The organism is Planobispora rosea (assembly GCF_014648175.1).
Taxonomy (GTDB): domain Bacteria; phylum Actinomycetota; class Actinomycetes; order Streptosporangiales; family Streptosporangiaceae; genus Planobispora; species Planobispora rosea.
Genome location: NZ_BMQP01000017.1, coordinates 40356 through 65822 on the forward strand (window position 1 = coordinate 40356; position 25467 = coordinate 65822).

A 25467-nucleotide genomic window follows, 5' to 3' on the forward strand; every position below is an offset into this window, starting at 1 on the left:
ATCCCGGAACCTCGAAGGTCCCGAATCCTCGGAGGTCCCGGAGCCGGAGGTCGCAGAGTCCCGGAGGTCGCAGAGTCCCGGAGGTCGCAGAGTCCCGGAGGTCGCAGAGTCGGAGGCCCCAGAGCCTCGGAGGTCTCGAAGTCCGCTGGCCTTACAAGCGTGAAGCCCCCGGAGCCTCAGGTCCGGGGGCTTCAGAGCCGTCGTTCAGGCGCGGAGGGGGCGACCTTCGCCGCGCCCGGCCGCCGACACCGCTCCGGGCGGCGTCCGCCACGCCCTGCTGCTGCTCAGCGTGGCGATCGTTCCCGTGTTGCTCTCACCGGCTCCGTCAGCCGTGTCCGTTGGCTTCGACCGGGTTCTCGGCCCGGGCCGGGAGGAGCAGAGCGGTGACGACCACGGCCACGGACAGCACCGCGCCGATGATGAAGGCCAGCCGCATGCCGTCGAGGGTGGCGAGCTTCACGGCGGTTCCCGCGGCCTCCAGGGCCTCGGCGCGCGCACTCATCACGGTGATCACGAGCGCGGTGCCGATGGCCGCGGCGACCTGCTGCAGCGTGCTCAGGATCGAGCTGCCGTAGGAGTAGAGGTGCGGGGGGAGCGCCCCGAGCCCGAGGGTGAACACCGGGGTGAAGGTCGCGGCCAGGCTCACCATCATCAGCGCGTGCAGACCGAGGAGCTGCCAGTACGGAGTGGTCATCGTGATCTGGGTGAAACCGGCGAGCGCCAGCGTGATCCCGATCGCCCCGGGGATGACCAGGACCCGGCCGCCGAACCGGTCGAACAGGCGCCCGACGACCGGGCCGAGCAGTCCCATCGCGAGGCCGCCGGGCATCACGAGGAGCCCGGTCTCCAGGGGGGAGAGTCCGCGGAGGTTCTGCAGGTACAGCGGCAGCAGGATCATCGAGCCGAGCATCGCCATGAAGGCCACAGCCATCAGGATCAGCGCGACCGTGTAGGTGCGGTGGCGCAGGGTGCGCAGGTCCATCAGCGGCACGCCGCGCTTCTGCAGCGACAGCTGGCGGAAGACGAAGACGCCGATGACGACCAGGCCGCCCGCCACGATCCCGGCGGCCACGCCCGCGTCACCGCCCTCGAACCGGCTGAGCCCGTAGACCAGGCCGCCGAAGCCGGCGGCGGCCGTCACCACGCTGAACCAGTCGATGGTGCTGAACTGGGGCTCACCGACGTTCTTGAGCTGCTTCAGGCCGCTCCAGGTGATCACGGCGGCGATGGGGAGCACCACGGCGAACAGCAGGCGCCAGGACCCGGACTGGAGGATCACCCCCGAGACCGCCGGACCCATCGCGGGCGCGACCGAGATGGCCAGCGTGACGTTGCCCATCACCCGGCCCCGGTCCTGCTCGGGCACAACCTGCATCAACGTGGTCATCAGCAGCGGCATCATCACGGCCGTCCCGGACGCCTGGACGATGCGGGCGCCCAGCAACACCTCGAAGGACGGTGCGGCGGCGGCCAGCGCCGTACCGATCAGGAACAGGCTCATCGCGGTGGCGTACGCCCGGCGGGTGGACACCCGCTGCAGGAACCAGCCGGTGATCGGGATGACCGCGGCCATGGTCAGCATGAAGGCGGTCGAGAGCCACTGCGCGGTCTGCGCGGTGATGTGCAACGCGTCCATCAACTGCGGGATCGCGTTGATCAAGATCGTCTCGTTGAGGATGACCACGAATGTGGCCAGCACCAGCAGCCGGATCACGGTCGGCGTGCGACCTGGAGCAACGGCCGCGGGCTTGGCGGGTGAGTCGAGCAGTTGGCTGGACACGGTACCTCGATCGGTCGTCGGACAGGACGTGGTCGCGGCTGGCATCTGCAGCCCTCGGTCCCACAGGGAGTTGCGGTCATGAACAGAGTGCCGGGCCCCACCGACAAAACTCGTCGACCGCGTCCCACCATCCGGCAAGTTACGCAAAATGTCACCTGATTTTCGCACCGAGGCTTCCGCACCGAACGGCGCCGGAGCCGACCGCCGCAGCGTGCGGGGTCGGGAGCGGCATCCCTGCGCGGGTCGCGTCACCAGCCGCCCTCGAAGAAGGCCAGGAGGGCAGGTGCCGGGTCCATGGCGGTGGCGGTGTTCGCCACCGCGACCACCGCCATGAACAGCGACGAGACCGCGAGGAGAATCCCGTGGAACCCCAGCACGCGCCGGGTGCGCCTGTCGGAGCGCGGTGTCCTCGCCAACCGCCTCCACGACGCCACGCTCAGGCCCGCGAAGACGACCACCACGACCGCGCCCGCCACGGCCACCGCCGCGTGATACCGGGCGAAATCGCTGATCATGACCTCGAGGGGGCCGGTGACGGAGGAGCCGGCCAGCTCCTGCCTGACCTGGCCGAGCGCCTCGCCGAGCCTTCCGCCGCCGCTGCTGCCGTTGTCGTTGCCGACCGCCAGCATCGGCAGCAGAGAGGCGAAGGGTGCCACAGCACCCTGGATGTTGGCCACCACCAGCACCACGGAGGACAGCGCGAGCACCGTGACAAGAGCACCGGCCGAGGCGGAAACGGCCGCCCGGAGACCGCCGGACCTCGAAAACGCCTTCCACAGAACGACCCCGAGGACGACGAGCACGATCAGCGAGATCGAAGCGATCGCGGCCTTGGCCAGGTGGTAGCGGGACCAGTAATCGACGACCGTCTGCAGGCCCGGGGTCAGGGCGCGGTCGCCTGCACTCCAGTACTCGGCGAACGTCTGGCGGAGGGTTCGGCGCAGAGTGCTCACCTCGGAGAAGCCGCCGGTCGCCCGTGTGGCCGCCAGCGGGTGCGGGGCGAGGACGAAGGCGGCGGCGAGGGCCGCCACGAGGGTGGCGAGCACGGCGGGCAGGCGGCCGGACGGCTGGATTGGAGGAGTGCGCAAGGGATTCCTCGACTCGATCGAACGGTGGGGTGGCGGGCGGACCTGCGAGGTGCGCCGGTGCCGTACCGATCACCCTTCCGCGCGACCGCTCACCCGGTCACCGGGGCGGGCCGGACACTTGAAGGTGTGGCCTGCCCCACCTTCCGGGCCCGCGGAAGCCGCCGTTCCGGCCCGGGAGAGCCGCCTTTCCGACCCGGGGTCGAACCGCCGCCGGCACCTGCGCGCGCCCGACGCTCGCCGTGTGCGACCGAGCCCGATTCGTCCCGGTACCCGCACTAGGCTGGGACCATGACCGAGACGCCCACAGGCCGGCGGCCGGGCGTCAGGTTTGTCCTTCGTCTCGGCCGTCGCGTGATCGTGGACTCGCTCTACCTGCTCACCGCCCCCGTGACCGCCGCGGCCGGGCTGCTGGTGGTGCTCGCCGGCCTGGGTGCCGCCGCGGTCGGCCGGCGACCGGCGGAGAGGGCCGACGCGTCCGATCCGGGGCTGTGGCTCGGCGTGGCGCACGCGGTCGCGGTGCTTCCCGTCGCCCTGGTCACCTCGGTGGTGACGGCGATGTGGTGGTTCGTCAGCCTCGCCGCGGCCACCTCCGCCCTGCGCAGTTCCGCCCGGCCCGCCGGATCGATGCGGCCGATGACTCTGACCATGGGCGACGCCGAATCCCATGTCGCCCTGAGCCTGGGCCTGACGTCGCCGGCCGAGCGGTTGGCCTTCGGGACCGTGGCCGGCCTGGCGATGCTGTGCGCCCTGCCGCTGGTGACCCGCGCCTGCGTCGCCGTACAAGCCGGGCTGGGACGGACACTGCTGTCCGACGCGTCCCCTTTGCACCGCAGGATCAGCGGGCTGGAACGGGAACGTGACACCGCCCGCGCGCAGACCGTCGCCGCGGTCACCGCTGAGGCGGCGGCGCTGCGCCGGCTCGAACGCGACATCCACGACGGCCCCCAGCAGCGGCTGGTCCGCCTGGCTCTCGAACTGGGCCGCGCCCAGCACAACTTCGACAGCAGGCCCGAGCTGGTCCGCACGGCTCTGGCCGACGCGCTCCTTCAGACCGAGGAGGCGCTGGAGGAGCTCCGGGCCCTGTCGCGCGGCATCGCCCCGCCGATCCTCGTCGACCGCGGCCTGCACGCGGCCCTCTCCGCTCTGGCAGCACGCTCGACCGTGCCGGTCGAGTTCGACGCCGACCTCCTGGAGCACCGCCTGGACGCCGCCGTCGAGGCGACCGCCTACTTCGTGATCGCCGAGGCCATGACCAACGTGGCCAAACACAGCTACGCCGACCGGTGCACCATCGGAGTACGCCACAGGGAGGGAACGATGCGCGTCTGGGTGACCGACGACGGGGTGGGCGGCGCGGCAGTGAGCAAGGGCCACGGCCTGCGGGGGCTGGAGGAGCGGCTGCAGGCGGCCGGCGGCAGGTTGCTGGTCACCAGCCCGTACCACGGACCGACGACGATCACCGCGGAACTGCCGTGCTGCTGAACCCGCACGAATCAGCGGCGCGCGGCCCGCTCCGGATCGTCCTGGCCGATGACGCCGTCCTGCTGCGTGAAGGCCTGATCCGGTTGCTCCAGGAGGACGGTCACCACGTCGTGGCCGCGGTCGGCGACGGCCCGGCCCTGGTCGAGGCGGTGCTCTCGCATCACCCGGACGTGTCGATCGTCGACGTGCGGATGCCGCCGACCTATACCGACGAGGGCCTGCGCGCCGCGATCGAGGCCCGCTCACGGGTGCCCGGCGCCCCCATGCTGGTGCTCAGCCAGTACGTGGAGGCGTCCTACGCGGGCGATCTGCTGGCGGACGGTTCCGGCGCGGTCGGGTATCTGCTGAAGAACCGGGTCTCCAGGGTCCAGGAGTTCCTGGACGCACTGGATCGGGTCGCCAGGGGCGAAACGGTGCTCGACCCGCAGGTGGTCGCGCAGTTGCTGGCCGGGCAGCGCCGGGACGACGTCCTGGGGTCGCTGACCGCACGTGAACGGCAGCTCCTGGCGCTGATGGCCGAGGGGCATTCCAACACGGCCATCGCCGAGCGGCTGGTGGTCTCCGCCAGCACAGTGGAGAAGCACATCGGCAACGTCTTCGCCAAGCTCGGCCTGCAACCTGACGACGCCCGGCACCGCCGCGTCCTCGCCGTCCTCGCCTACCTCAGAGCCTGACGGCGGCACTCACGACTCCGCCGCGACGTGGCAGGTGGAGAAGCCGGTGGCCGTGTGCGAGGCAGAGGTGCGGACGATAGCCCGGCTCAACGCCGAAGAGCTCGCTCCGGAGAGCGAGCTCTTCATGGGGTAACCCTGTGTCCGAGGGGGGACTTGAACCCCCACGCCCCGCAAAGGGCACTAGCACCTCAAGCTAGCGCGTCTGCCATTCCGCCACCCGGACGTGGTGCCTGCACGAGAGACCGTCATCCCTCGTCGGCGGACCTAGGTTAGCAAACCTTTGGAGCTGCGTCATATCGGAAACCGCCGGGGTCCAGCGGAGATGCCTCCGGGGGGCGGCAACGGCAGGATGGAGGGTGCAAGCCGTACCAAACCGAAGGAGTCGACATGACCGCGCTCAATGGTGAGGACGAGGTCGTCGAGCTGTGCCGGGATCTGATCCGGATCGACTCGACCAACGCGGGTGACAACGCGGGACCCGGAGAGCGGGCCGCCGCCGAGTACGTCGCGGAGAAGCTGGCCGAGGTGGGACTGGAGCCGCAGATCCTGGAGCCGGACAGCCGGCGGGCGAACGTGGTCGCCCGGATCGCGGGGGAGGACTCCTCGCGGGACGCCCTGCTCCTGCACGGGCATCTCGACGTCGTTCCCTTCCACGCCGACGACTGGACCCACCACCCGCTCAGCGGGGAGATCGCCGACGGTTGCATCTGGGGGCGCGGCGCGGTCGACATGAAGAACATGGACGCGATGATCCTCGCGGTCGTCCGGCAGCGTCTCAGCCAGGGACGGCGCCCGCCGCGGGACATCGTGCTGGCGTTCACCGCCGACGAGGAGGCCGGCGGGACGTACGGCGCGCAGTGGCTGTCCGACAAGCACCCGGACCTCTTCGAGGGCTGCACCGAGGCGATTGGCGAGGTCGGCGGGTTCAGCGTCTCCATCGACGATGCGCGCAGGCTCTATCTCATCGAGACGGCCGAGAAGGGCATCGCCTGGATGCGCCTGACCGCGAACGGCCGCGCCGGGCACGGGTCCATGCTCAACGCCGAGAACGCCGTCACGGAGCTGGCCGAGGCGGTGGGCAGGATCGGGCGTTACGAGTGGCCGGTACGGCTGACGCAGACGGTGCGGACCTTCCTCACCGAGGTCTCCGAGGCCCTGAACCTGGAGCTCGACCTCGACGACCCCGAGACGACCGTGGCCAAGCTCGGCCCGCTGGCCCGGATGATCGGCGCCACGCTCCGCAACACCGCCAACCCCACCATGCTGGCGGGCGGCTACAAGGTCAACGTGATCCCGCAGACGGCGACCGCGCACGTGGACGGCCGGTTCCTGCCGGGATACGAGGACGAGTTCTTCGAGACGATCGACGAACTGCTCGGCCCCAACGTGGCCATGGAGTTCGTCTACCACGACATCGCGATCGAGACCGGGTTCGACGGACCCCTGGTGCGGTCGATGGCCGACGCGCTCGTCGCGGAGGATCCGGGTGCGCTGGCGGTGCCGTACACGCTCTCGGGCGGGACGGACCTGAAGGCGTTCAGCAGGCTGGGCATGCGCGGGTTCGGGTTCGCGCCGCTGCGGCTGCCCGCCGACTTGGACTTCTCCGGCCTGTTCCATGGGGTGGACGAGCGGGTCCCGGTCGATTCGCTCCAGTTTGGTGTCCGGGTCCTTGACCGCTTCCTGGACGGCTGCTGAGACGTTCTCCGGAAACTCATTGCACTGACGCGACGTAGTGCTAACGTAACTCTCCGTCGAGAGGACGGGCCGTGCGAGCACGGCCTGTCGGAGCTTCGGGAGGTCGCGTGGCACGCATGCCGCACAGGTGGCGGAGGGCTCTGCCGTCCGCCGTCGTGCACTGCGTGCCCGCGGCCGCCATCTCCGACGAGGCGACTTCCGCGCGGAGCGACCGGATGGCGCGGTTCGCGGCCGGCGTCCGGCGGATCGCCAGGCGAGCCCTAGTGATCGGCGGCGTGGTCGCCGCCGGGTGGCTGCTCGCCATCGTCTTCGGGTTCCTCGGCTCCGCCCCGGCGACCGCGGAAACCACCGCGGTGACAGGAGCGGCAGGCTCCGGTTCCCTCGACGGCGCCGCCTCCGAATCGGCCCTCCAGGTCGATGATTTCCCCACGGAGAGCGGCGATCTCTTGGCCGCGGGAAACGCCGCGGCAATGGCCGGGCGGGGTGTTGACGGGCTGACCAGCCAGTCGTCCCCGGTTGTCCCGGCACCCTCCACCGTCGACCACAACGCTGGCGCCAACGGGTTCGTGCCCCAGACCGGCGGTGGATCCGGCCCTTCCGGGCCGAGCGTGGGAGACGTCGCACGTTTTGTGTACGACCCGCAGATGAGGGCGGAGAACGCCCCGCGGGCCGTTGTGCTTCCTCCCGTCGTCCGCACAGCGGCGGACGACCCTTCTTTCTCTCCTGACTGATCCCGTCTCCTGCTGGCCCTGTCCTTCCATGGACCGGTCGGCCCCCGGACCGTGCCGTGGGTCTTCTCGCCCGGCGGCGCCCGTTCCGGGACGCGGGTGATGATCAATTCCCCCCTCTCGTGACAGCGCAGGGCACCGCTGTGTGGTCTCCGGACGAGACCGGTGCGGTCTCCGTTGAGGCCTCGCATGCCTTCGCGTGCCGTGCACGAGACGTCAGGTAACCCCCCCAATGAGCTACAAGGAGCACTGAAACCATGCGTACATGGGCTAAGAGGACCACTCCCGCGGCGCTGCTCGCGCTGGGCGTCATGACTCTCGGCGGCGGTACGGCCTTCGCCGACACCGACGGCGAGCACTCGGTCGGCGGCGGCAACCAGCTCGACCTCCCGATCAGCCTGCCCATCGACATCAGCGGCAACGCCGTGGGCGTCGCGGGTGAGTCCAACGCCGGCTCCCAGGGCGGCGCGTCCGTCGAGGGCTCCGGCGGCGGCGCCGGCGGCAACAGCACGTCGGGTCGCTCGTCCGTGCTGGGCGGGAACCAGGTCGTGGCTCCGATCACCGCTCCGATCAACGCCTGCGGCAACGCCGTCTCGCTCTTCGGTGAGGCCGACGCGGGCTGCAAGGGCGGCGCGTCCGTCAAGGGCGGCGGCGGCCGGGGCGCCGGCGGCAACAGCACGTCGGGTCGCTCGTCCGTGCTGGGCGGGAACCAGGTCGTGGCTCCGATCACCGCTCCGATCAACGCCTGCGGCAACGCCGTCTCGCTCTTTGGTGAGGCCGACGCGGGCTGCAAGGGCGGCGCGTCCGTCAAGGGCGGCAGCGGCCGGGGCGCCGGCGGCAACCGTACCGACGGGCGGTCCAGCGTCGGCGGCGGGAACCAGGTGGTGGCTCCGATCACCGCTCCGATCAACGTCTGCGGCAACGCCGTCTCGCTCTTCGGTGAGGCGTTCGCGGGCTGCAAGGGCGGCGCCGAGGTCACCGGCGGTGGCGGCCACTACGGCGGGCACAGCCGGGGCGCCGGCGGCAACCGTACCGACGGGCGCTTCAGCGTCGGCGGCGGGAACCAGGTGGTGGCTCCGATCACCGCTCCGGTGAACGTCTGCGGCAACGCGATCGGCAACGCCGAAGCCGAGTGCAAGGGCGGCGCGTTCGCCCCCGGCGGAGGCAAGGGCGCCGGCGGCAACAGAACGTCGGGCCGCTCGTCCGTGCTGGGCGGGAACCAGGTGGTGGCTCCGATCACCGCTCCGATCAACGTCTGCGGCAACGCCGCGGCCGTCCTGGGAGACGCCGCGGCCGGCTGCCTGGGCGGCGCGCACGTCGGCTCCAAGCCCGGCGGACACGGCCACTGGGGCTCGAAGCCCGGCAAGTACCACACCAGCGGCATGCTGCCCGCGCTGCCCGTCATCCCCGGGCAGGGCGACACCCAGCAGGCCGGGACCACCGCCCACAAGGCGAACGGCCCCGCTCTGCCCGTCGTGGGTGACGTTCAGGGCGTTGCCAACCTGCCCGCCACGGGACTGCAGCAGGCCACCGCGCCGGTGACCGATCTGGCGGACTCCACCCCGATCGCGGACATCCTGCCCCTTGAGGGCGCAGGCCTGATGAGCGCCGCCCAGCCGGTGGGGGTGACCGGGATGAACTCCGGCTCCCTGCTCGCCCTGGTGCTCGGCGGCCTGGCCACCATCTCCGCCGCCATGTTCTCGGTCACTCGCCGGGCGCGTCTCGGCAAGAAGTAAGGCGTCCGGTCACCGGCCGGTTGATCCGGCCGGACCGGCGGACAGACCCGTGGGCCGGGAAAACGACGGCCCGCAGGCACACGCGCATCGATCGGTCCCGCGCCAGGCGGGCAGGGCGGCAGCCGGCCGTCCGGCCCCGGCGCGGGACCTTCCCGCTGTCGGCCGTGTCAGAACCCGGACCGCCGGGGCCTGTGTACTATGCCGGACCGGTGGGACCTGTGTCCGATCCCGGACAGGTGGGGGCGGGGTCACATCGTCTTGACCGCACGTATGATCTTTCGGCGCAGCCGTACATCCCTGCGGCCGTCTGGATGCAACCGCAGACGGTCGAGCTCCCATCCGCCGTATTCTGCGTGTTCGGTCAGGATCTGCCGTGCGACATCCCTGGAGGTGCCGCGCGGAAGATGGAGAACCAAGTAGGAGTAGGTGAGCACAGCGGTTAGTCTCCGAGGGGTGGGCTGGGGGACGTCGGTACTCATTGGGCTTTATTCTGCGTCCTTGCGGCTTTCCTTGGGAGTGTCCCCGATCCGTATCGGGTAGCCCTGAGGGAAAGTTAACGGGGAACGGATGCGAACAGCGAGGTAGGAAGCAGCGTGCCAGCCAAGAACGGCAGCGGCGGCGGAACCCGCCTGGTGATCGTCGAGTCGCCCTCCAAGGCCAAGACCATCGCCGGGTACCTCGGCCGTGGCTACGTCGTCGAGTCCAGTATCGGGCATATTCGCGACCTCCCCCAGAAGGCCGACGACATCCCCGACGAGGACAGGGACAAGCCCTGGGCCCGTCTGGGGGTGAACGTCGACGGCAACTTCGAGCCGCTCTACATCATCAACCCGGACAAGCACGCGCAGGTGAGGAAGCTCAGGGCGCTGCTCAAGGACGCCGACGAGCTCTACCTCGCCACCGACGAGGACCGGGAGGGCGAGGCGATCGCCTGGCACCTCCGCGAGGTGCTCAAGCCCAAGGTGCCCGTCCACCGCATGGTGTTCCACGAGATCACTCCCCGGGCGATCCAGGAGGCGGTGGCCAACCCGCGCGATCTGAACCTGCGGCTGGTCGACGCCCAGGAGACCCGGCGCATCCTCGACCGCCTCTACGGCTACGAGGTCAGCCCGGTCCTGTGGAAGAAGGTCAAGCCCCGGCTGTCCGCCGGCCGCGTGCAGTCGGTGGCGACCCGGCTGGTCGTGGAGCGCGAGCGTGAGCGCCTGGCGTTCACCAGCGCGAGCTACTGGGACCTGCAGGCGCTGTTCGACACCGGCCGCGACGAGGTTCCGCGCGAGTTCACCGCCATGCTGACCGGGGTGGACGGCAAGCGCGTCGCCCAGGGCCGCGACTTCGCCACCAACGGCACGCTGAAGAGCGCCGACGTGCTCCACCTGGACGAGGCGGCCGCGCGCGCCCTGGCGGGCCGCCTGGCCGGTACGGCGTACGCCGTCGTCTCCGTCGAGCGCAAGCCGTACACCCGCAAGCCCTACGCGCCGTTCCGCACGACCACCCTTCAGCAGGAGGCCAGCCGGAAGCTGGGCTACTCCGCGAAGACGACCATGCAGATCGCCCAGCGGCTCTACGAGAACGGCTTCATCACCTACATGCGCACCGACAGCACCACGCTGTCGGAGACCGCGGTGGCAGCCGCCCGCAGCCAGGCCATCAAGCTGTACGGCGCGGCGTACGTCCCCGACAAGCCGCGCGTCTACGCCAGCAAGGTGAAGAACGCGCAGGAGGCGCACGAGGCGATCCGCCCCTCCGGTGAGGAGTTCCGCACGCCGGGCGAGACCGGGCTGACCGGCGACATGTTCCGGCTGTACGAGCTGATCTGGCAGCGCACCGTCGCCTCCCAGATGAAGGACGCGGTCGGCGAGTCGGTCACCGTCAAGGCGGGCGGCGACTCCAGCGCGGGCGAGCGGGTCGAGTTCACCGCCTCCGGCCGGACGATCACCTTCCACGGCTTCCTCAAGGCGTACGTCGAGGGCGCGGACGACCCGGCGACCGACCGCGACGACTCCGAGAAGCGCCTGCCGGAGCTGACCGAGGGAGACCGGCTCACCGCGGCCGAGCTCACCGCGCTCTCGCACGCCACCAAGCCGCCCGCGCGCTACACCGAGGCCTCGCTCGTCAAGGAGCTGGAGGACCGCGAGATCGGCCGTCCGTCGACCTACGCGTCGATCATCGGGACGATCCTCGACCGCGGCTACGTGTTCAAGAAGGGCACCGCGCTGGTGCCGTCCTTCCTGGCGTTCGCGGTGGTCAACCTGCTGGAGCGGCACTTCGGTCACCTCGTCGACTACGACTTCACCGCCGACCTGGAGAAGGTCCTCGACGACATCGCCAACGACCGGGCGGAGCGGGTGCCGGAGCTGCGCCGCTTCTACTTCGGCGAGGAGGGCGACGAGGGCCTGAAGGAACTGGTCACCGATCTCGGCGAGATCGACGCCAAGGAGATCAGCTCCTTCCCGATCAGGGGCACCGACATCATGATCCGGGTCGGCCGCTACGGCCCCTACCTGGACCGCGACGGCGCCCGGGTGAACATCCCCGAGGACCTGGCGCCCGACGAGCTGACCGCCGAGAAGGCCGAGGAGCTGTTCGCCCGGCCGAGCGGGGAGCGCGAGCTGGGCCGCGACCCGGTGACCGGCCACCTGATCGTGGCCAAGGACGGCCGCTACGGGCCGTACGTCACGGAGATCCTCCCCGAGGAGCCGGCGCCCGCCGAGGGCGCGGCCAAGAGGCGGACGAAGAAGGCCGACGCCCCCAAGCCGCGCATCAGCTCGTTGTTCAAGACGATGTCGCTGGACACCGTCACGCTCGATGACGCCCTGAAGCTGCTCTCGCTGCCCAGGACGGTCGGGGAGATCGACGGTGAGGAGGTCACGGCGCAGAACGGCAAGTTCGGCCCCTACATCAAGAAGGGCACGGACTCACGGTCGCTGGCCTCGGAGGAAGAGCTGCTGACGGTCACGATCGAGCGGGCCAAGGAGTTGTTCGCCCAGCCCAAGACCCGTGGCCGCCGGGCCGCCGCGGCGCCCCCGCTGCGCGAGCTGGGGCAGGACCCGGTCTCCGGCAAGCCGATCGTGGTCAAGGAGGGCCGCTTCGGGCCGTACGTGACCGACGGCGAGACCAACGCCTCCCTGCGCAAGGGTGACGAGGTCGAGCAGATCACCACCGAGCGGGCGGCCGAGCTCCTGGCCGACCGCCGGGCCCGGGGTCCGGTGGCCAAGAAGCCGCGGACCACCCGCGCCGCGGCGGCCAAGACCGCCACCGGGACCAAGACCGCCGCCAGCGCCAAGACGACCAAGACCGCCACCGGGACCAAGACCGCCGCCAGCGCCAAGACGACCAAGACCGCCACCAAGGGCACCAAGGCGTGACGCGCTGACCGGACCCGGCGGGCTGACCGGACCCGGCGGGCCGGCCGTGCCTCGATCGTGCAGGTCCGTGGCTTGATCGCTCGGACCGCCGGAGCCTGAGAGGGTTCTCAGAACGCCGGGAACGCATCCGCGGTTCCCGGCGTTCTGTCCAACGCGCGCGGCACGGCGGGCGGGTACGAATGGGGCAAGGGTGGCGGTCGTGGGATTCGTGGCAATGGTCTTCAGCGTGGTGGCGCTGGTCCACTACTACCTGTGGCGCCGCCTGGTCCGTGCCACCACGATCCCGGGCCGGACCCGCCGGGTGCTGACCTGGGTCCTGGTCGGCATGGGCCTGCTCGTCCCGGTGACCCTCATCGGCTCGCGCACCGACTGGGGACACTTCCTGGCCTGGCCGGGTTTCTTCTGGCTCGCCGTGATGTTCTACCTGTTCGTCTTCCTGGTGATCCTGGAGATCCCCCGGGCGCTGGCCCTGCTCGCCGTACGCCGTTCGGAGCGCCGCGCCGTCACCGGACCCGCCGCACAGCGCTCCGGCGCCCGCGTCGCCGCCCCCGTCACGGCCGCCTCGGCGGGTACCGGGACGCAGGCCGGGAGCGAGGCCGAGGACGGGAACGGGGAGGGGAACGGGGACCGGCAGCGAAACCTCGCACAGGACGCCGGGCAGGACTCCCCCCGTCCCGGGGCCGGAGCACGCGACGGCGCGCCGACGGCGATCGGCCGCAGGCTGTTCATCGCCCGTACGGCCGCGGCCGTCGCCGGGGCCGGCGCGCTCGTCACGGTCGGGTCCGGCATCCGGACCGCCCTGGGCGACCCGGTGATCGAGCGGGTCGGGGTCACCCTGCCCCGGCTGGACCCGCGCCTGTCCGGCCTGCGCTTCGCCGTGGTCAGCGACATCCACCTCGGCCCGCTCACCGGCATCAGGCACACCGAGCGCATCGTCCGGATGATCAATGAGCTGGAGGCCGACGTGGTCGCGGTCGTCGGCGACCTGGTCGACGGCACGGTGGCCGAGCTCGGCTCGATGGCCCGCCCGCTGGCGGACCTGGAGTCCCGCTACGGGGCCTACTTCGTCACCGGCAACCACGAGTACTACACCGCCAACGGCCCCGGCGAGTGGATCGAGGAGCTCCGCGGTCTCGGCATCCGCCCGCTCCAGAACGAACGGGTCGAGATCGGTCACGCGGGGGCCGTACTCGACCTCGCCGGGGTCAACGACATCGCCGGCGGCACGGTCGACGCGGGCCCCGACTTCGAGCGGGCGCTCGGTGGACGGGACCGCTCCCGCTCCACGGTCCTGCTCGCCCACCAGCCGATCCAGGCGCGGGACGCGGCCGGGTACGGCGTGGACCTCCAGTTGTCCGGGCACACCCACGGCGGCCAGATGGTCCCCTTCAACCTGGTCGTCCCGGTGCAGCAGCCGGTCGTCGCGGGGCTCGGCGAGGTGGACGGCACGCGGGTCTACGTCACCCGCGGCGCGGGCTTCTGGGGTCCTCCGGTCAGGGTCGGCGCGCCCCCGGAGATCACTCTTCTCGAACTCCGCGCCTGAGCGGCGGTACTGCGTGCATGGGCGGCGGTACTGCGTGCATGAGCCGCCACACCGGTCCCCGCCGTACCTGTCGGGAACAAGCGCGACGTACTAGCCTCATGCGGTGAGCACGCAGACATATCAGTCTGGCTCGTGTTTTCCCCAGTCCGGCAAGCACCTGGATACGCTGAGACCATGACCTCCCCTGGCCGGGGCACCGCGCGTCGCAAGCCCCCCCACGTGCTGGCCAACGCCCCGTTCCGCAAGTTGTGGACGGCCATGTCCGTGTGCAGCCTGGGCGACTGGCTGAACCTCCTGGCACTGACCGCGCTGGCGGGCAACCTCACCGCGGAGGAGGACTACCGGACGCAGAGCCTCGCCGTCGGCGGCGTCTTCGTCGTGAAACTGCTCCCGGCGATCGTGCTCGGCCCTCTGGCGGGCGCGTTCGCCGACCGGTTCGACCGGCGGCTGACGATGTTCTTCGCGGACCTGTCGCGGTTCGCGCTGGTGGTGTCGATCCCGCTGACGGACGCCAGCTACCAGTGGCTGATCATCGCCACGCTCCTGGTCGAGTGCGTCAACCTGTTCTGGGTCCCGGCAAAGGACGCCACGGTGCCGAACCTGGTGCCCAAGGAGCGGCTGGAGGCGGCCAACCAGCTCAGCCTGCTGGTCACGTACGGCACCGCCCCGGTCGCGGCGCTGCTGTTCGCGATGTTGTCGGTCGCCGGCGACGGCCTGGGCAACCTCATCCCCTACTTCGCCGAGCGTGACACCCACCTCGCGCTGTTCGTCAACGCCTTCGCCTACCTGATCTCGGCGTTCCTCATCTTCACGCTCCGGGACATCCCCAGGAGCAGCACCGGTGGCGTCGCCACGCCGTCGGTGCTGCGGCAGATCATCGAGGGATGGCGCTTCGTCGGCGGCGACCAGCTGGTGCGGGGCCTGGTCATCGGCATGCTCGGCGCGTTCGCCGCGGGCGGCGCGGTGATCGGCGTGGCCAAGATCTATGTGCAGCAGGGGCTGGGCGGCGGCGACGCGGCCTACGGCGTGGTGTTCGGCGCGGTCTTCGCCGGTATGGCGTTCGGCATGTTCTTCGGCACCCGGCTGCTGCGGGGGTTGTCGCGGCGGCGGCTGTTCGGGCTCTCGATCATCCTGGCCGGTGTGGTCCTCGCCGCCGTCGCGCTCGTCCACAACCTGGTGATCGTGGTCATGCTGACCGTGGTGCTCGGCGCGTGCGCCGGGATCGCCTGGATCATCGGTTACACCATGATCGGTCTGGAGGTGGAGGACCACCTGCGGGGCCGTACGTTCTCCTTCCTGCAGTCGCTGGCCCGCGTCACGCTGCTGGCGGTCGTCTCGGCCGCGCCGATGCTGGCGGGCCTGTACGGCTCCCACGAGGTCGTGTTCGGCGGGGAGGAGGTCTACCGGTTCGACGGCTCCAACCTGGTGATGGTGGTCGGTGCGCTGCTCGCGGTCGGCGTCGGCCTGCTCGCGCTGCGGCACATGGACGACCGCAAGGGCGTCCCGATCGTCACCGACCTGATCGCGGCGGTCCGGGGCGAGCGGCCCGCGACCGGGCACGTCGAGCCGCCACGCGGGGTCTTCATCGCGTTCGAGGGCGGTGAGGGGTCGGGGAAGACCACCCAGTCGCGGCTGCTCGCGATCTGGCTGCGTGACCAGGGCTACGACGTCGTGCAGACCCGGGAGCCCGGCTCGACGAAGGTGGGCATGCGGTTGCGGGCCATCCTGCTGGACGCCGTCCACCAGGGCCTGTCGGCCCGCTCCGAGGCGCTGCTGTACGCCGCCGACCGTGCCGAGCACGTGGAGAAGGTCATCCTCCCGGCGCTCTACCGGGGAGCGATGGTGATCTCCGACCGCTACGTGGACTCCTCGCTGGCCTACCAGGGGGCGGGCCGGTCGCTGGCGAAGGAGGACGTGACGCTGATCAACACCTGGGCCACCGGCGGGCTGGTCCCGGACCTGACCGTGCTCATCGACACCCCGCCGTCGATCGGACTGACCCGGCTGGGCGGGGCCGCCGACCGGATCGAATCCGAGCCGCTGGAGTTCCACGAGCGGGTACGCCGTGAGTTCCGCGCCCTGGCCGCCGCCGATCCCGACCGCTACCTGGTCGTCGACGGCACTCTGGAGCAGGAGCAGATCTCCCGGCTCATCCAGGACCGGGTCCACGAGATCCTGCCCGACCCGGTACCGCGGGAGGCCGAGGACATCACCGGGACCATACCGGCCATCCGCGACTGATCCTCTGCCGGAGCCGCCGAGCCCGCCGAGCCCGCCGAGCCCGCCGACGGCCGGCGGAACCCGCCGTCCACGACCGACCTCGGCGACCGCGACGGTAGGTTTGACCGCGTGGGAGTCTTCGATGACCTCGTGGGTCAGGAACGCGCCGCGCAGACGCTCCGCCGGGCCGCCGCCGCGGCGGCGGAGGTGCTGGCGGGGGGTTCGGGAGCGGGGATGACCCACGCGTGGCTGTTCACCGGGCCGCCCGGATCCGGGCGGGAGGAGGCCGCGCGGGCGTTCGCCGCCGCGTTGTTCTGCGCCGACGGGGGCTGCGGCCACTGCGACATGTGCCACCAGGTGATGGTCGGCTCGCACCCGGACCTGGAGACCGTGCGCCCGCAGGGGCTCTCCTACGGCATCAAGGACACCCGCCAGCTCATCCTCCGCGCGGCCGGGGCGCCGACCCTGGGCCGCTGGCGGGTGGTCCTGTTCGAGGACGCCGACCGGGCCACCGAGGGCGCCTCCAACGCGCTGCTCAAGGCGATTGAGGAGCCGCCGCCGCGGACGGTCTGGTTGCTCTGCGCCCCCTCCCCGGACGACATGATGATCACTATCAGGTCGCGCTGCCGGGTGGTCACGCTCGTCACCCCGCCCGTCGCGGCGGTCGCCCACGTGCTGGCCACGCGTGAGAACGTGCCGCCGGACATGGCGGCCTTCGCCGCCCGGGCGGCCCAGGGGCACCTCGACCGGGCCCGCAGGCTCGCCCTGGACGCCGACGCGCGCGGGCGGCGGGAGTCGGTGCTGTCCATCCCGGCCTCGCTCACCGGGGTGGGAGAGTGCGTGGCGGCGGCCGAGCGGCTGGTGAAGACGGCCGAGGAGGAGGCAGCCGCGGTCACCTCGGTGCTGGACGAGGCGGAGACCGCCGAGCTCCGCAAGGTCTACGGGGAGGGCTCCACCGGAAAGGGGCTCAACAAGGGGCTCGTCCGGGGCGGGGCGGGGGCGCTCAAGGAACTGGAGGAGCGGCAGAAGTCCCGGGCCACCCGGACCAAGCGCGACGTCATCGACGCGGCCCTGCTCGACCTGGTGACGTTCTACCGTGACGTGCTGGCCGTACAGTTCGGGGCGCAGGGGGTGGAACTGGCCACCGAGGACCGTCGGGCCGATCTGGAGAAGGTGGCGCGGTCCTCCACGCCGGAGGACAACCTGCGCAGGATAGACGCGATCATGCTCTGCCGCCGGCGGTTGGCCGCCAACGTCAGTCCGCAGATGGCCGTCGAGGCCATGACCCTCTCCCTGCGCAGTCCCCGACTCCTCCCCTGATTTCTGACCCCTTCCGTACGGTCTCCGGCCGACCGGAGAGGGAAAGGAGCTATCCGTAATCGGATAGCTCCTTTTCGTATTTTTCGCGGCGATGGAACCGATATCCGTTAACGCCCCTCCAAATGAGGGAGAAGATCGTTAGAATCACAGAAAAAATCTACCTTTTCGTTATAAATGATGTCAGTGTGTCCTGCGCTACGGGGATGAGCAGAAGGGGCCAGGAGTCTGTTGGCCAGCAGGGAAACACGTTATGAGACCGTTCCGACGGGGGTCGGGAGAGCCGTGACGAGCCGTGTGGACGATGACGACACACTGAGGATCGAATGGCCCGAACCGGATGACGGGAAGATCCTCCTCCGCAACACGGAGACGGGAGAGGAACACGAGGGCATCGATCTGTCCGGTCTCGCGGCGGGGACGTGGACGGTGTCGAAGCACGGCGCTCCGCTCGTCACCGACGATCCGGGCTTCTCCCTCGACGGGCTGGTCGCCTACGCGGGACGGGCGCGTGACAGGGAGATCCGCGCGGTACGGAGTCCGGAGGGAATCCTCCATGTACTGGTCCGCGAGGTCGGGCCGTACGTCGAGGTGGCCCGGGTCTGCCCGGAGGACGGCATGGTCGGCGTCGAGGGCATGCTCGCGTACGGAGAGCCGCGCCCGGCCGCACGATCGGCCTGGCTCGTGGCCGTGGCCAGGAAGGGCCCCGAGACAGCCGGCGGCGGGACGGTGAGGGGACGCCGGTTCACCGGAAAGGTCCCGATCGCGCAGCTGACCGAGGGCCAGACGAAGCGGCGGGTCTTCTGGGACCTGTTCGCCGAGATCGACGGGGTACGGCTCCCGCTGGCAGCCCGGCTCGACGACGTCACCGAGAAGAAGAGCAGGGTGAGGTTCCCCGCGCAGTACGTGGGGCAGGTGCGGGTGCGGCCGTACTTCACCGACGCCGACAGCCTGGCCGTCGCGTGCACGATCGAGGAGAAGACCTCATGAAGATCTCCTTCCTGATCCTCAACGCCTACGGGATGGGCGGCACCATCCGGGCGACCCTCGACCTCGCCACCGAGCTGTCCGTCCGGCACAACGTCGAGGTCATCAGCGTCTTCCAGCACGCCGACCGGCCCTTCCTCCCGCTGGGCCCGAAGGTCCGGCTCCGCTCGCTGGTGGACCTGCGGCCGGGGGCGAAGGTCCGCTGGCCGTACACGAAACGGGCCGAACGGCTGAGCCAGGAACCGAGCGCGCTGGTCCACCCGGAGGAGCGGGCCTACGCCTCCTTCACCGCCTGGAGCGACGAGGTCCTCCGGCGTGAGCTGAGCAGGCTCCGCACCGACGTGCTCGTGACCACCCGGGCCGGGCTCAACATCCTGGCCGCCCGGTTCGCCCGCAGGCGGGTCGTCACGATCGCCCAGGAGCACCTGCACTTCGAGGCGCACAAGCCGGGGATCTTTGAGGAGATCCGGCAGTGGTACCCGAAGCTGGACGCGGTCGTCACCCTCACCGAGGCGGACGAACAGGATTACCGGGGCATGCTCGACCGGTTCGGCACGGGGGTGTTCACCATCGGCAACGGGCTGGCGGGCGGGCCGCGCCCGGTGTCCCGGCAGGAGAACCGGATCGTCCTGGCCGCCGGGCGGCTGGTGCCGGTCAAGGGGTACGACCGGCTGCTGAAGGCGTTCGCGCAGGTCGTCGAGGTCCGGCCGGACTGGAAGCTGCGGATCTACGGAGAGGGCCGGGTCAGCGACAAACTGGTCAAGCTGGCCACCAAGCTGCGCCTGCACAACAACGTCATGTTCATGGGCTCGACCGGGGACATCGAGGGCGAGCTGGCCAAGGCCTCGATCCACGCGGTCAGCTCGCGGTTCGAGGGCTTCGGCATGACCATCATCGAGGCGTTCGCGTGCGGGGTGCCGGTGGTCAGCTTCGACTGCCCGCGAGGGCCGAGGGAGATCATCACCTCGGGGCACGACGGGCTGCTCGTCCCGCCCGACGACGTCGACGCCCTCGCCGCGGGCCTGCTCAAGATGATCGACGACGAGGACGGCCGCCGCCGGATGGCCGCCAACGCCCGGGAGACGGCCCGCGAGTACGCCATCTCCACGATCGCGGACCGCTGGGAGGACGCCTTCACCGAACTGGTGGGGTGATCTCCGGGAGCTCTGGCGACCCGGGCGGTGGCCGGGGTGATTTCCGCGGGCTCCGGAGATCCGAGCAGCAGACGGCCCGCCACGGCGTCTCTGTGATGTGACCATGTCATTGTCGGGGACGACCCCGGAACCCGAGACAGAACTGCTCTCCCAGACGATGCCGCGCGGTACGGGGCCGCCTGGCCCTACGGTCTCCCGCAGAGGCGGGAACGGCGCGTAGTGTGGGCGTGAGCCGTACCACTCGCTTGGTCTGGGATTGGTCTGGGAGCCGCATGAGCATGATCATGGCCGTGAGCTTCACCCGTTACGGCCGGCTGTACTACCTCGACCCCGGCGAGCACAGTCCCAAGGTCGGTGACAAGGTGCTCGTGCCCACCGACGCCGGGCCCGAGGTGGCCGAGTGCGTATGGGCGCCGCAGTGGACGAGCGAGGAGATCGGCGGCCTGCCGGTCTGCGCTGGCATCGCCACCGAGGAGCACCTGGCCCGCGACGAGGGCAACAGGCGGCACCGGGCGGAGGCCAGGAGCGTCTCCAAGCGCCTGATCAGGCGGCACTCCCTGCCGATGAAGGTCGTCGGCGTCGACTACCTCGACGCCGACAACGTCTACACGGTCTACTTCTCGGCCCCGCACCGCGTCGACTTCCGCGCCCTGGTCCGCGACCTCGCCCGCAACCTGCGGGCCCGGGTCGAGTTGCGCCAGATCGGTCCCCGCGACGAGGCCCGCCTCCAGGGCGGGATCGGCCCCTGCGGGCGTGACCTGTGCTGCGCCACCTTCCTGAAGGACTTCGAGCCGGTCTCGGTCCGCATGGCCAAGGACCAGGACCTCCCCGTCAACCCGATGCGCATCGCGGGCGCGTGCGGGCGGCTGATGTGCTGCCTGAAGTACGAGCACCCGCTCTACATGGAGGCGCACAGCAGGATGCCCCGCCCCGGCCTGAAGGTGGACACCCCGCAGGGGCCGGGGACCGTGGTGGGGCGCAACGTCCCCTCCGACTCCGTCGTGGTCCGGCTGGAGGACGGCGGGCGGCGCTGCGCGTGCCCGTCGGCCTCGGTCTGCTCACCGCGCAAGCAGCACGACGAGATGTACGGCGACGCGGTCACGGTCGCCGAGAGCGGCCCGGAGGGATGACCCGGCCGGCCGGTCCTATTCGGAGTCGTCGGTCTCCACGACGCTGAGAACGTCGGTCACCGCGATGGTCCCTCCTCCGGGATCTCCCTGGTGGGCACGCGAGTCGAGGGCGACGGCCCGGTGGTCGCTCATCAGCCACAACCGTCCGGCGGGGACGGTCACGGCAAAGGGGTAGTCGCTGGGAGCGTCGCCCGGGTACAAGTAGGGCTCTTCCAGAGGAACGCCGTTCACCAGCAGCCTGCCGTCCGAATGACAGCACTCCACACGAGTCCCCGGGCCGCCGATGACGCGGCTGACGAAGGAGTGCTTCTCTTCCCAGTCCGGTGCGTCGAACACGACGACGTCGCCGATCCTCGGAATATACTCACCGCGAATCATAGAGGCGGTGAACTGCCCGCCTTTTATGAGGGTGGGCTCCATCGACTCGCCGGTCATGACGTAGCCCTTCTCCCCGAGGACAGCGGAGGTCGCGCGGTCTATCACGACACTGCAGCCGGAGAGGGCTGTAACCAGGGACGCAGCGATCAGGAGGCGGAACCGGGAGGCAAGCACCCGGACATTATTGATGATTCGTGCATCTAAACGGTTAATTGCCCCTCTAGATCCCCTGGGGGCCTGGGATGCTGATCGTCCCGATGGTGCGCCGGTCTCGGGAAATCCAGTTGTTCGCGGGGATGGCCGCTGGCCATCATCGAGCGCATGAGATTCGCGCTCGTCGGCGACATCCATGCCGACTTCACCCTGGCCGACGCGATGATCCGGCAACACGCGGGCCCCGTCGACGCCATCTTCAGCGTGGGGGACGCCGAGCCGAACCGGGACGAGGCCGAGAGCCTGGGAGTGGGCGGCCCCGCCAAATACCGGAAGGTGGGCGACTTCCCCCGGTTCGCCGAGGGCCTGCAGAGCATGAGCGCGCCCGTGTACTTCATCGGCGGCAACCACGAGCCGTGGCCGGCACTCGACGCGCACGGTCCCGGGGAGTGGGCGCCGGGCTTCCACTTCCTGGGGCGTTCCGGGGTGGCGGAGATCGCCGGACTCCGGGTCGCGTACCTGTCAGGAATCTATTCACGCCACTTCAGTGAGCCCGACCAGCCGCCCGCCGTCACCCCCGAGCGGTTGAAGGAGTACGGCTACTTCACCAAACCGCACGTCGACCACCTCCTCCGTCGGGCGCACGGGAGGCGGATCGACCTGCTGATCACCCACGACTGGCCCGCCGGGCTGTCCTACCGGCACCACGGCAAGACCCCCGTGGGATGCGACCGCATCCGCATGCTGACCGACACCCTCAGACCGCAGGTGCACGCCTGCGGACACACGCACGTGCCCTTCCGGGAACGGATCGGGTCCACGGACGTGGTCTGCCTGTCGATCGTCGCCCCCGGCGTCGCCCCGGCCGACACGGTCGCGGTGCTCGACCTCACCCCCGACGGCACCCTGAAGGAGACCGTCCCCGCGCCGCATCCCGTCTGACAGCCCGGCCGTCCCCCCGGGAACGGTGCCGGCTGCCCGGGATCGGGTGGTATGACGGCGCGAGTAACGCCCGAGACCATGTAGACTGCCTTAGGCCGTGCGAACATGCACGGCACGCCGCCTTAGCTCAGTCGGCCAGAGCACTTCACTCGTAATGAAGGGGTCTGGGGTTCGATTCCCCAAGGCGGCTCCAGGTCAAAAGCCCTCTCGGATCATCCGAGAGGGCTTTTTGCTAACACCCTTGCTAACAGACGTCCTCAGACTCATTCCTGAGGGCTTTCGTGAAGACGTCGGCGGCGGCCTCCGCTGAGCGGATCACGTGGGCGTAGACACGAAGGGTGATCGCCGGGTCGGCGTGGCCAAGGCGGGACGCGACCACGTGAACGGGGATGCCCGCCAGGAGAAGCGTTGTCGCGTGGATGTGGCGGAGATCGTCTAGCCGGGCGTAGGGGAGCGGTTCGGAGGGAGCCTGAACCCGTCCGGCTTTGATGGGTGGTTGCCTACCGGGTTTCTGCTGCCGGGCCGTCCGGGGCGCTGATGCGCAGCGGCAGGTTCAGCAGCTCCGTCAAGTGCTGCAGGAAGGGGGGCACGTTGACCAGCCGGGCCGCGCCCGTGCTGCACAGCCGCACCAGCAGACGCATCCCGGCGGTGTCGATGAAGTGCAGGTCGCGCAGGTCGATCAGGAGGCGATCCTCGCCGTGCCCGACACGTCGCAGCGTCTCCTCCAGTGCGGCGTGGTTGGTGGCGTCGATCTGTCCGGTCAGCCGGATCAGGGTGGCGCCGGGCTGAGGATGGTAGGTCAGCCGCACGAGGCGATCGGCATACAGGACCGCGCCGAGGACGCCGGAGGAGGCACTCTCGGATGCGGGAAGGCGGGAGGCGTCTTCGTGCGGGAGCATCACGGTGCTGCGGACAACGGCCAGACGGGCCAGGCTGTGCCCCTGCGGGCGGGACGGGCGTGAAGGCGCGGAGACGGAGACGCAGGCATGAGGACCCCCACTGGCGGAGGGAGACCGGTTGACTGGCATCATCTCACCCGCGACCTCTTTCAGGAAAGGACATACCGGAAATGAACTTCAGGTAATAATCTTAGGGTAAAGATGTCCCGCCGTCACTCCCGGCCGGATCAGCCCAGCCCTGAAGAGAGGTGACATGGTCGCGACCAACGGTGGTGAGTCCCCTTCCAGCTGGACGTTTCTCACCCACCACGCCCGGGTGCTGGTGGAGATCGCCCGCGATCCGCAAACCCGTATGCGCGACATCTCCGCCCGGATCGGCATCACCGAGCGCGCCGTGCAGAACATCGTGTCCGACCTGCATCAGGAGGGCTACCTGACCTTCAGCAAAGTCGGCCGCCGCAACCACTACACCCTCAACCTCGATCGCGGCTTCCGTTATCCGACCGAGGCCGGCCTGCCCGTCGGGCTGCTGATCGACATGTTCACCCAGCACGATCTGCCGGATGACGCCTCCTCCGAACTCAGTGGAGGAACCAGCTGACCGGACCGTCGGGCTTCCGCACGCCGTTGAGCGGGTCGGCCAGGCGCAGGTGGGCCGCCTCTTCGGCGACGGTGAGCACGGGCGGCTTGGTTGTGGTGCGGGTGGCCTCGACAATGAGGGGCATGCCGCAGATCATTGTCGAGTACTCCGCATCCCTCGCCGAGGCGTTCGACCGGCGCGGATTCGCGCTGGCACTGCACCCGGCCGCGGCCGAGTTGATCGGCAGCGCCCTGCCGGACTTCAAAACGCGCTTCCGTCCCGTCACCGAAGCGGTCATCGGCGACGGCGCGGCCACCGAGGCGATGATCCACGTAGGGATGTCGATCCTGCCCGGCCGCAGCCCTGAGATCAAAGCCCGGCTGGGAGAGCTGACCCTCGCGATGCTGTGTGACCACATCAAGCCCGGAACGGGGCTGAACACCCAGGTCACCGTCGAGGTCCGGGACATCGGGGGCTACCACAAGCGTGTCCTGGCGCGATAGCTGGATGCGCGGATCGAGGCCCGCCAGGGGAGCCCGGGAAGCCATGGGGAACCACGGGCCGTCGATGGGAGCCTTCTCCGCGCCTTTCGAGCTGATCATCGGAAGGCGCGCCGTTCGCGGCGGAAGCTCCGTCTCGACCTCGCCGCGGGGCTTCTCCGCGGCACCGATCACCAGGACTCGACGATCGGTGCGTCGTGCTCCTGCTCCGACCACATCGCGGTGAGACGGCCGAGCCGCTTCGGGGAGGCGATGCCGTGACCGAAGGCGATCTTGCCCTCGCGCATTTCGAGCACGAGGAGGCCCACCACCCGGTTGCCGAACACGGCGATCAGGGCGGGAGAGCCGTTGACCACACCGGCGTGCAGCGCGGGGGAGCCGCCGACCCGCCGCCGTTTGCCTTCACTCGGCTTGAGCGCGCCCCGCGCCGCGGCGGCCATCCGTTCCGGAGTGGGGAACAGCAGCAGCTTCTCGGTGAGCCCGGCGCCGTCCGAGATCGCGGTCGCGTCCTCGGTGAGCAGCGCGATCAGCCGTTCGGTCTGCCCCGAGGCGGCGGCGTCGAGGAAGGCCTCGACGATCCGGCGCGCGCCGGCGTTGTCGGTGATGCCGCCGCGGCGCGCGGTGGCGACGCGTCGCCGGGCCCGGTGGAGGTGCTGCTGGCTGGCGGACTCGGTGATGTCGAGGATGTCGGCGATCTCGGCGTGGCTGTACGAGAATGCCTCGCGCAGCACGTAGACGGCACGCTCGTTGGGGGAGAGGCGCCCCATGAGGGTCAGCATGGCCAGCGACACCGACTCGCGCTGTTCGACGGTGTCGGCCGGGCCGAGCATCGGGTCGCCGTCGAGGAGCGGTTCGGGCAGCCATGCGCCGACCGCGCGTTCGTGCCTCGCCCGCGCGGAGCGGAGCCGGTCGATGCACAGGTGGGTGACGATCTTGGTGAGCCACGCCTCCGGCACCTCGACCCGGTCGCGGTCAGCCGCCTGCCAGCGCAGGAACGCGTCCTGTACGGCGTCCTCGGCGTCGGCGGCCGAGCCGAGCAGGCGGTACGCGAGCGAGGCCAGCCGGTTCCGGCTGGCCTCGAACTGCTCGGTGGCGAGGGCGTCCACGCGGCCGACT

General features: G+C 70.4%; 23 protein-coding genes and 2 tRNA genes. 16 read left to right on the forward strand and 9 right to left on the reverse strand.

The genetic code is table 11. From position 1 onward, the window contains the following. Nucleotides 1-325: 325 nt before the first annotated feature. Nucleotides 326-1780, reverse strand: a complete 1455-nt coding sequence (locus IEZ08_RS18420; RefSeq protein WP_229803248.1) for an MDR family MFS transporter — start codon at nt 1778-1780, stop codon at nt 326-328. Between the two features lie 248 nt (nt 1781-2028). Beyond that, a complete protein-coding gene (locus IEZ08_RS18425; RefSeq protein ID WP_203863158.1) occupies nt 2029-2868 on the reverse strand; it encodes a hypothetical protein in 840 nt (279 codons plus the stop codon). Between the two features lie 288 nt (nt 2869-3156). Between IEZ08_RS18425 and IEZ08_RS18430 the strand changes: the two genes are divergently transcribed. After that, the gene (locus IEZ08_RS18430; protein WP_068928143.1) at nt 3157-4350 is read left to right on the forward strand and encodes a sensor histidine kinase; all 1194 of its coding nucleotides are present in this window, start codon (nt 3157-3159) and stop codon (nt 4348-4350) included. Next, the gene (locus IEZ08_RS18435; RefSeq protein WP_068928142.1) at nt 4341-5024 is read left to right on the forward strand and encodes a LuxR C-terminal-related transcriptional regulator; all 684 of its coding nucleotides are present in this window, start codon (nt 4341-4343) and stop codon (nt 5022-5024) included. Before IEZ08_RS18430 ends, IEZ08_RS18435 begins: the two co-directional genes overlap by 10 nt. Nucleotides 5025-5162: 138 nt before the next feature. Here IEZ08_RS18435 and IEZ08_RS18440 read toward each other — a convergent pair. Next, nucleotides 5163-5247 (reverse strand) — tRNA-Leu (locus IEZ08_RS18440). 164 nt (nt 5248-5411) lie between these two features. Between IEZ08_RS18440 and IEZ08_RS18445 the strand changes: the two genes are divergently transcribed. From IEZ08_RS18445 to IEZ08_RS18455, 3 genes are all read left to right on the forward strand, one after another. Next, nucleotides 5412-6719, forward strand: a complete 1308-nt coding sequence (locus tag IEZ08_RS18445) for a M20/M25/M40 family metallo-hydrolase (RefSeq protein ID WP_068928141.1) — start codon at nt 5412-5414, stop codon at nt 6717-6719. 116 nt (nt 6720-6835) lie between these two features. After that, nucleotides 6836-7450 (forward strand): hypothetical protein, encoded by a 615-nt coding sequence (locus IEZ08_RS18450; RefSeq protein ID WP_229803275.1) that lies wholly within the window; start codon nt 6836-6838, stop codon nt 7448-7450. 254 nt (nt 7451-7704) lie between these two features. Further along, nucleotides 7705-9183 (forward strand): chaplin family protein, encoded by a 1479-nt coding sequence (locus IEZ08_RS18455; RefSeq protein ID WP_189242567.1) that lies wholly within the window; start codon nt 7705-7707, stop codon nt 9181-9183. Nucleotides 9184-9431: 248 nt separating this feature from the next. On the opposite strand, the gene IEZ08_RS39620 is transcribed toward IEZ08_RS18455, so the two are convergent. Then, nucleotides 9432-9662: a DUF5703 family protein gene (locus IEZ08_RS39620; RefSeq protein ID WP_444544056.1), complete on the reverse strand. Its 231-nt coding sequence runs from the start codon at nt 9660-9662 to the stop codon at nt 9432-9434. 114 nt (nt 9663-9776) lie between these two features. Here IEZ08_RS39620 and topA point away from each other — a divergent pair, with 114 nt between their 5' ends. From topA to IEZ08_RS18490, 7 genes are all read left to right on the forward strand, one after another. Next, the gene (gene topA / locus IEZ08_RS18460; RefSeq protein ID WP_189242568.1) at nt 9777-12548 is read left to right on the forward strand and encodes a type I DNA topoisomerase; all 2772 of its coding nucleotides are present in this window, start codon (nt 9777-9779) and stop codon (nt 12546-12548) included. Between the two features lie 199 nt (nt 12549-12747). Beyond that, complete coding sequence (locus tag IEZ08_RS18465; RefSeq protein WP_229803251.1) at nt 12748-14091, forward strand: metallophosphoesterase; 1344 nt, start codon at nt 12748-12750, stop codon at nt 14089-14091. Between the two features lie 174 nt (nt 14092-14265). Next, nucleotides 14266-16332, forward strand: a complete 2067-nt coding sequence (gene tmk / locus IEZ08_RS18470; protein ID WP_068928137.1) for a dTMP kinase — start codon at nt 14266-14268, stop codon at nt 16330-16332. Between the two features lie 108 nt (nt 16333-16440). Beyond that, a complete protein-coding gene (locus IEZ08_RS18475; RefSeq protein WP_068928136.1) occupies nt 16441-17631 on the forward strand; it encodes a DNA polymerase III subunit delta' in 1191 nt (396 codons plus the stop codon). 282 nt (nt 17632-17913) lie between these two features. Beyond that, nucleotides 17914-18618 carry a hypothetical protein gene (locus tag IEZ08_RS18480; protein ID WP_141704313.1) on the forward strand — a complete coding sequence of 235 codons (705 nt, stop codon included), beginning with the start codon at nt 17914-17916 and terminating at the stop codon, nt 18616-18618. Continuing rightward, nucleotides 18615-19769, forward strand: coding sequence for a glycosyltransferase family 4 protein (locus IEZ08_RS18485; RefSeq protein ID WP_189242569.1), 1155 nt, complete (start codon nt 18615-18617; stop codon nt 19767-19769). The genes IEZ08_RS18480 and IEZ08_RS18485 overlap by 4 nt, the downstream gene beginning before the upstream one ends. Nucleotides 19770-20041: 272 nt before the next feature. Then, a complete protein-coding gene (locus IEZ08_RS18490; RefSeq protein WP_373294362.1) occupies nt 20042-20899 on the forward strand; it encodes a PSP1 domain-containing protein in 858 nt (285 codons plus the stop codon). Nucleotides 20900-20914: 15 nt separating this feature from the next. Here IEZ08_RS18490 and lepB read toward each other — a convergent pair whose 3' ends face one another. Beyond that, a complete protein-coding gene (lepB, locus tag IEZ08_RS18495; RefSeq protein WP_068928132.1) occupies nt 20915-21451 on the reverse strand; it encodes a signal peptidase I in 537 nt (178 codons plus the stop codon). Nucleotides 21452-21598: 147 nt separating this feature from the next. Here lepB and IEZ08_RS18500 point away from each other — a divergent pair, with 147 nt between their 5' ends. Then, entirely contained in the window at nt 21599-22372 is a 774-nt protein-coding gene (locus IEZ08_RS18500; protein WP_189242570.1) for a metallophosphoesterase family protein, read from the forward strand. A gap of 116 nt (nt 22373-22488) precedes the next feature. Next, nucleotides 22489-22565 (forward strand) — tRNA-Thr (locus IEZ08_RS18505). Nucleotides 22566-22616: 51 nt separating this feature from the next. Here the strand turns inward: IEZ08_RS18505 and IEZ08_RS40275 are convergent. Together IEZ08_RS40275 and IEZ08_RS18515 are read right to left on the reverse strand one after the other, a co-directional pair. Continuing rightward, complete coding sequence (locus tag IEZ08_RS40275; RefSeq protein ID WP_268249344.1) at nt 22617-22862, reverse strand: tyrosine-type recombinase/integrase; 246 nt, start codon at nt 22860-22862, stop codon at nt 22617-22619. 10 nt (nt 22863-22872) lie between these two features. Next, a complete protein-coding gene (locus IEZ08_RS18515; protein ID WP_189242571.1) occupies nt 22873-23271 on the reverse strand; it encodes an STAS domain-containing protein in 399 nt (132 codons plus the stop codon). A 253-nt stretch (nt 23272-23524) separates the two neighbouring features. Between IEZ08_RS18515 and IEZ08_RS18520 the strand changes: the two genes are divergently transcribed. After that, the gene (locus tag IEZ08_RS18520) at nt 23525-23872 is read left to right on the forward strand and encodes a MarR family transcriptional regulator (protein ID WP_068928121.1); all 348 of its coding nucleotides are present in this window, start codon (nt 23525-23527) and stop codon (nt 23870-23872) included. Here the strand turns inward: IEZ08_RS18520 and IEZ08_RS18525 are convergent. Continuing rightward, nucleotides 23853-23996: a hypothetical protein gene (locus IEZ08_RS18525; RefSeq protein ID WP_176728641.1), complete on the reverse strand. Its 144-nt coding sequence runs from the start codon at nt 23994-23996 to the stop codon at nt 23853-23855. The two genes, IEZ08_RS18520 and IEZ08_RS18525, sit on opposite strands and share 20 nt — an antisense overlap. Between IEZ08_RS18525 and IEZ08_RS18530 the strand changes: the two genes are divergently transcribed. Next, entirely contained in the window at nt 23995-24354 is a 360-nt protein-coding gene (locus tag IEZ08_RS18530; RefSeq protein WP_068928120.1) for a 5-carboxymethyl-2-hydroxymuconate Delta-isomerase, read from the forward strand. The two genes, IEZ08_RS18525 and IEZ08_RS18530, sit on opposite strands and share 2 nt — an antisense overlap. A 167-nt stretch (nt 24355-24521) precedes the next feature. Here IEZ08_RS18530 and IEZ08_RS18535 read toward each other — a convergent pair whose 3' ends face one another. Beyond that, nucleotides 24522-25457 carry a sigma-70 family RNA polymerase sigma factor gene (locus IEZ08_RS18535; protein ID WP_068928119.1) on the reverse strand — a complete coding sequence of 312 codons (936 nt, stop codon included), beginning with the start codon at nt 25455-25457 and terminating at the stop codon, nt 24522-24524. Nucleotides 25458-25467 lie beyond the last annotated feature (10 nt).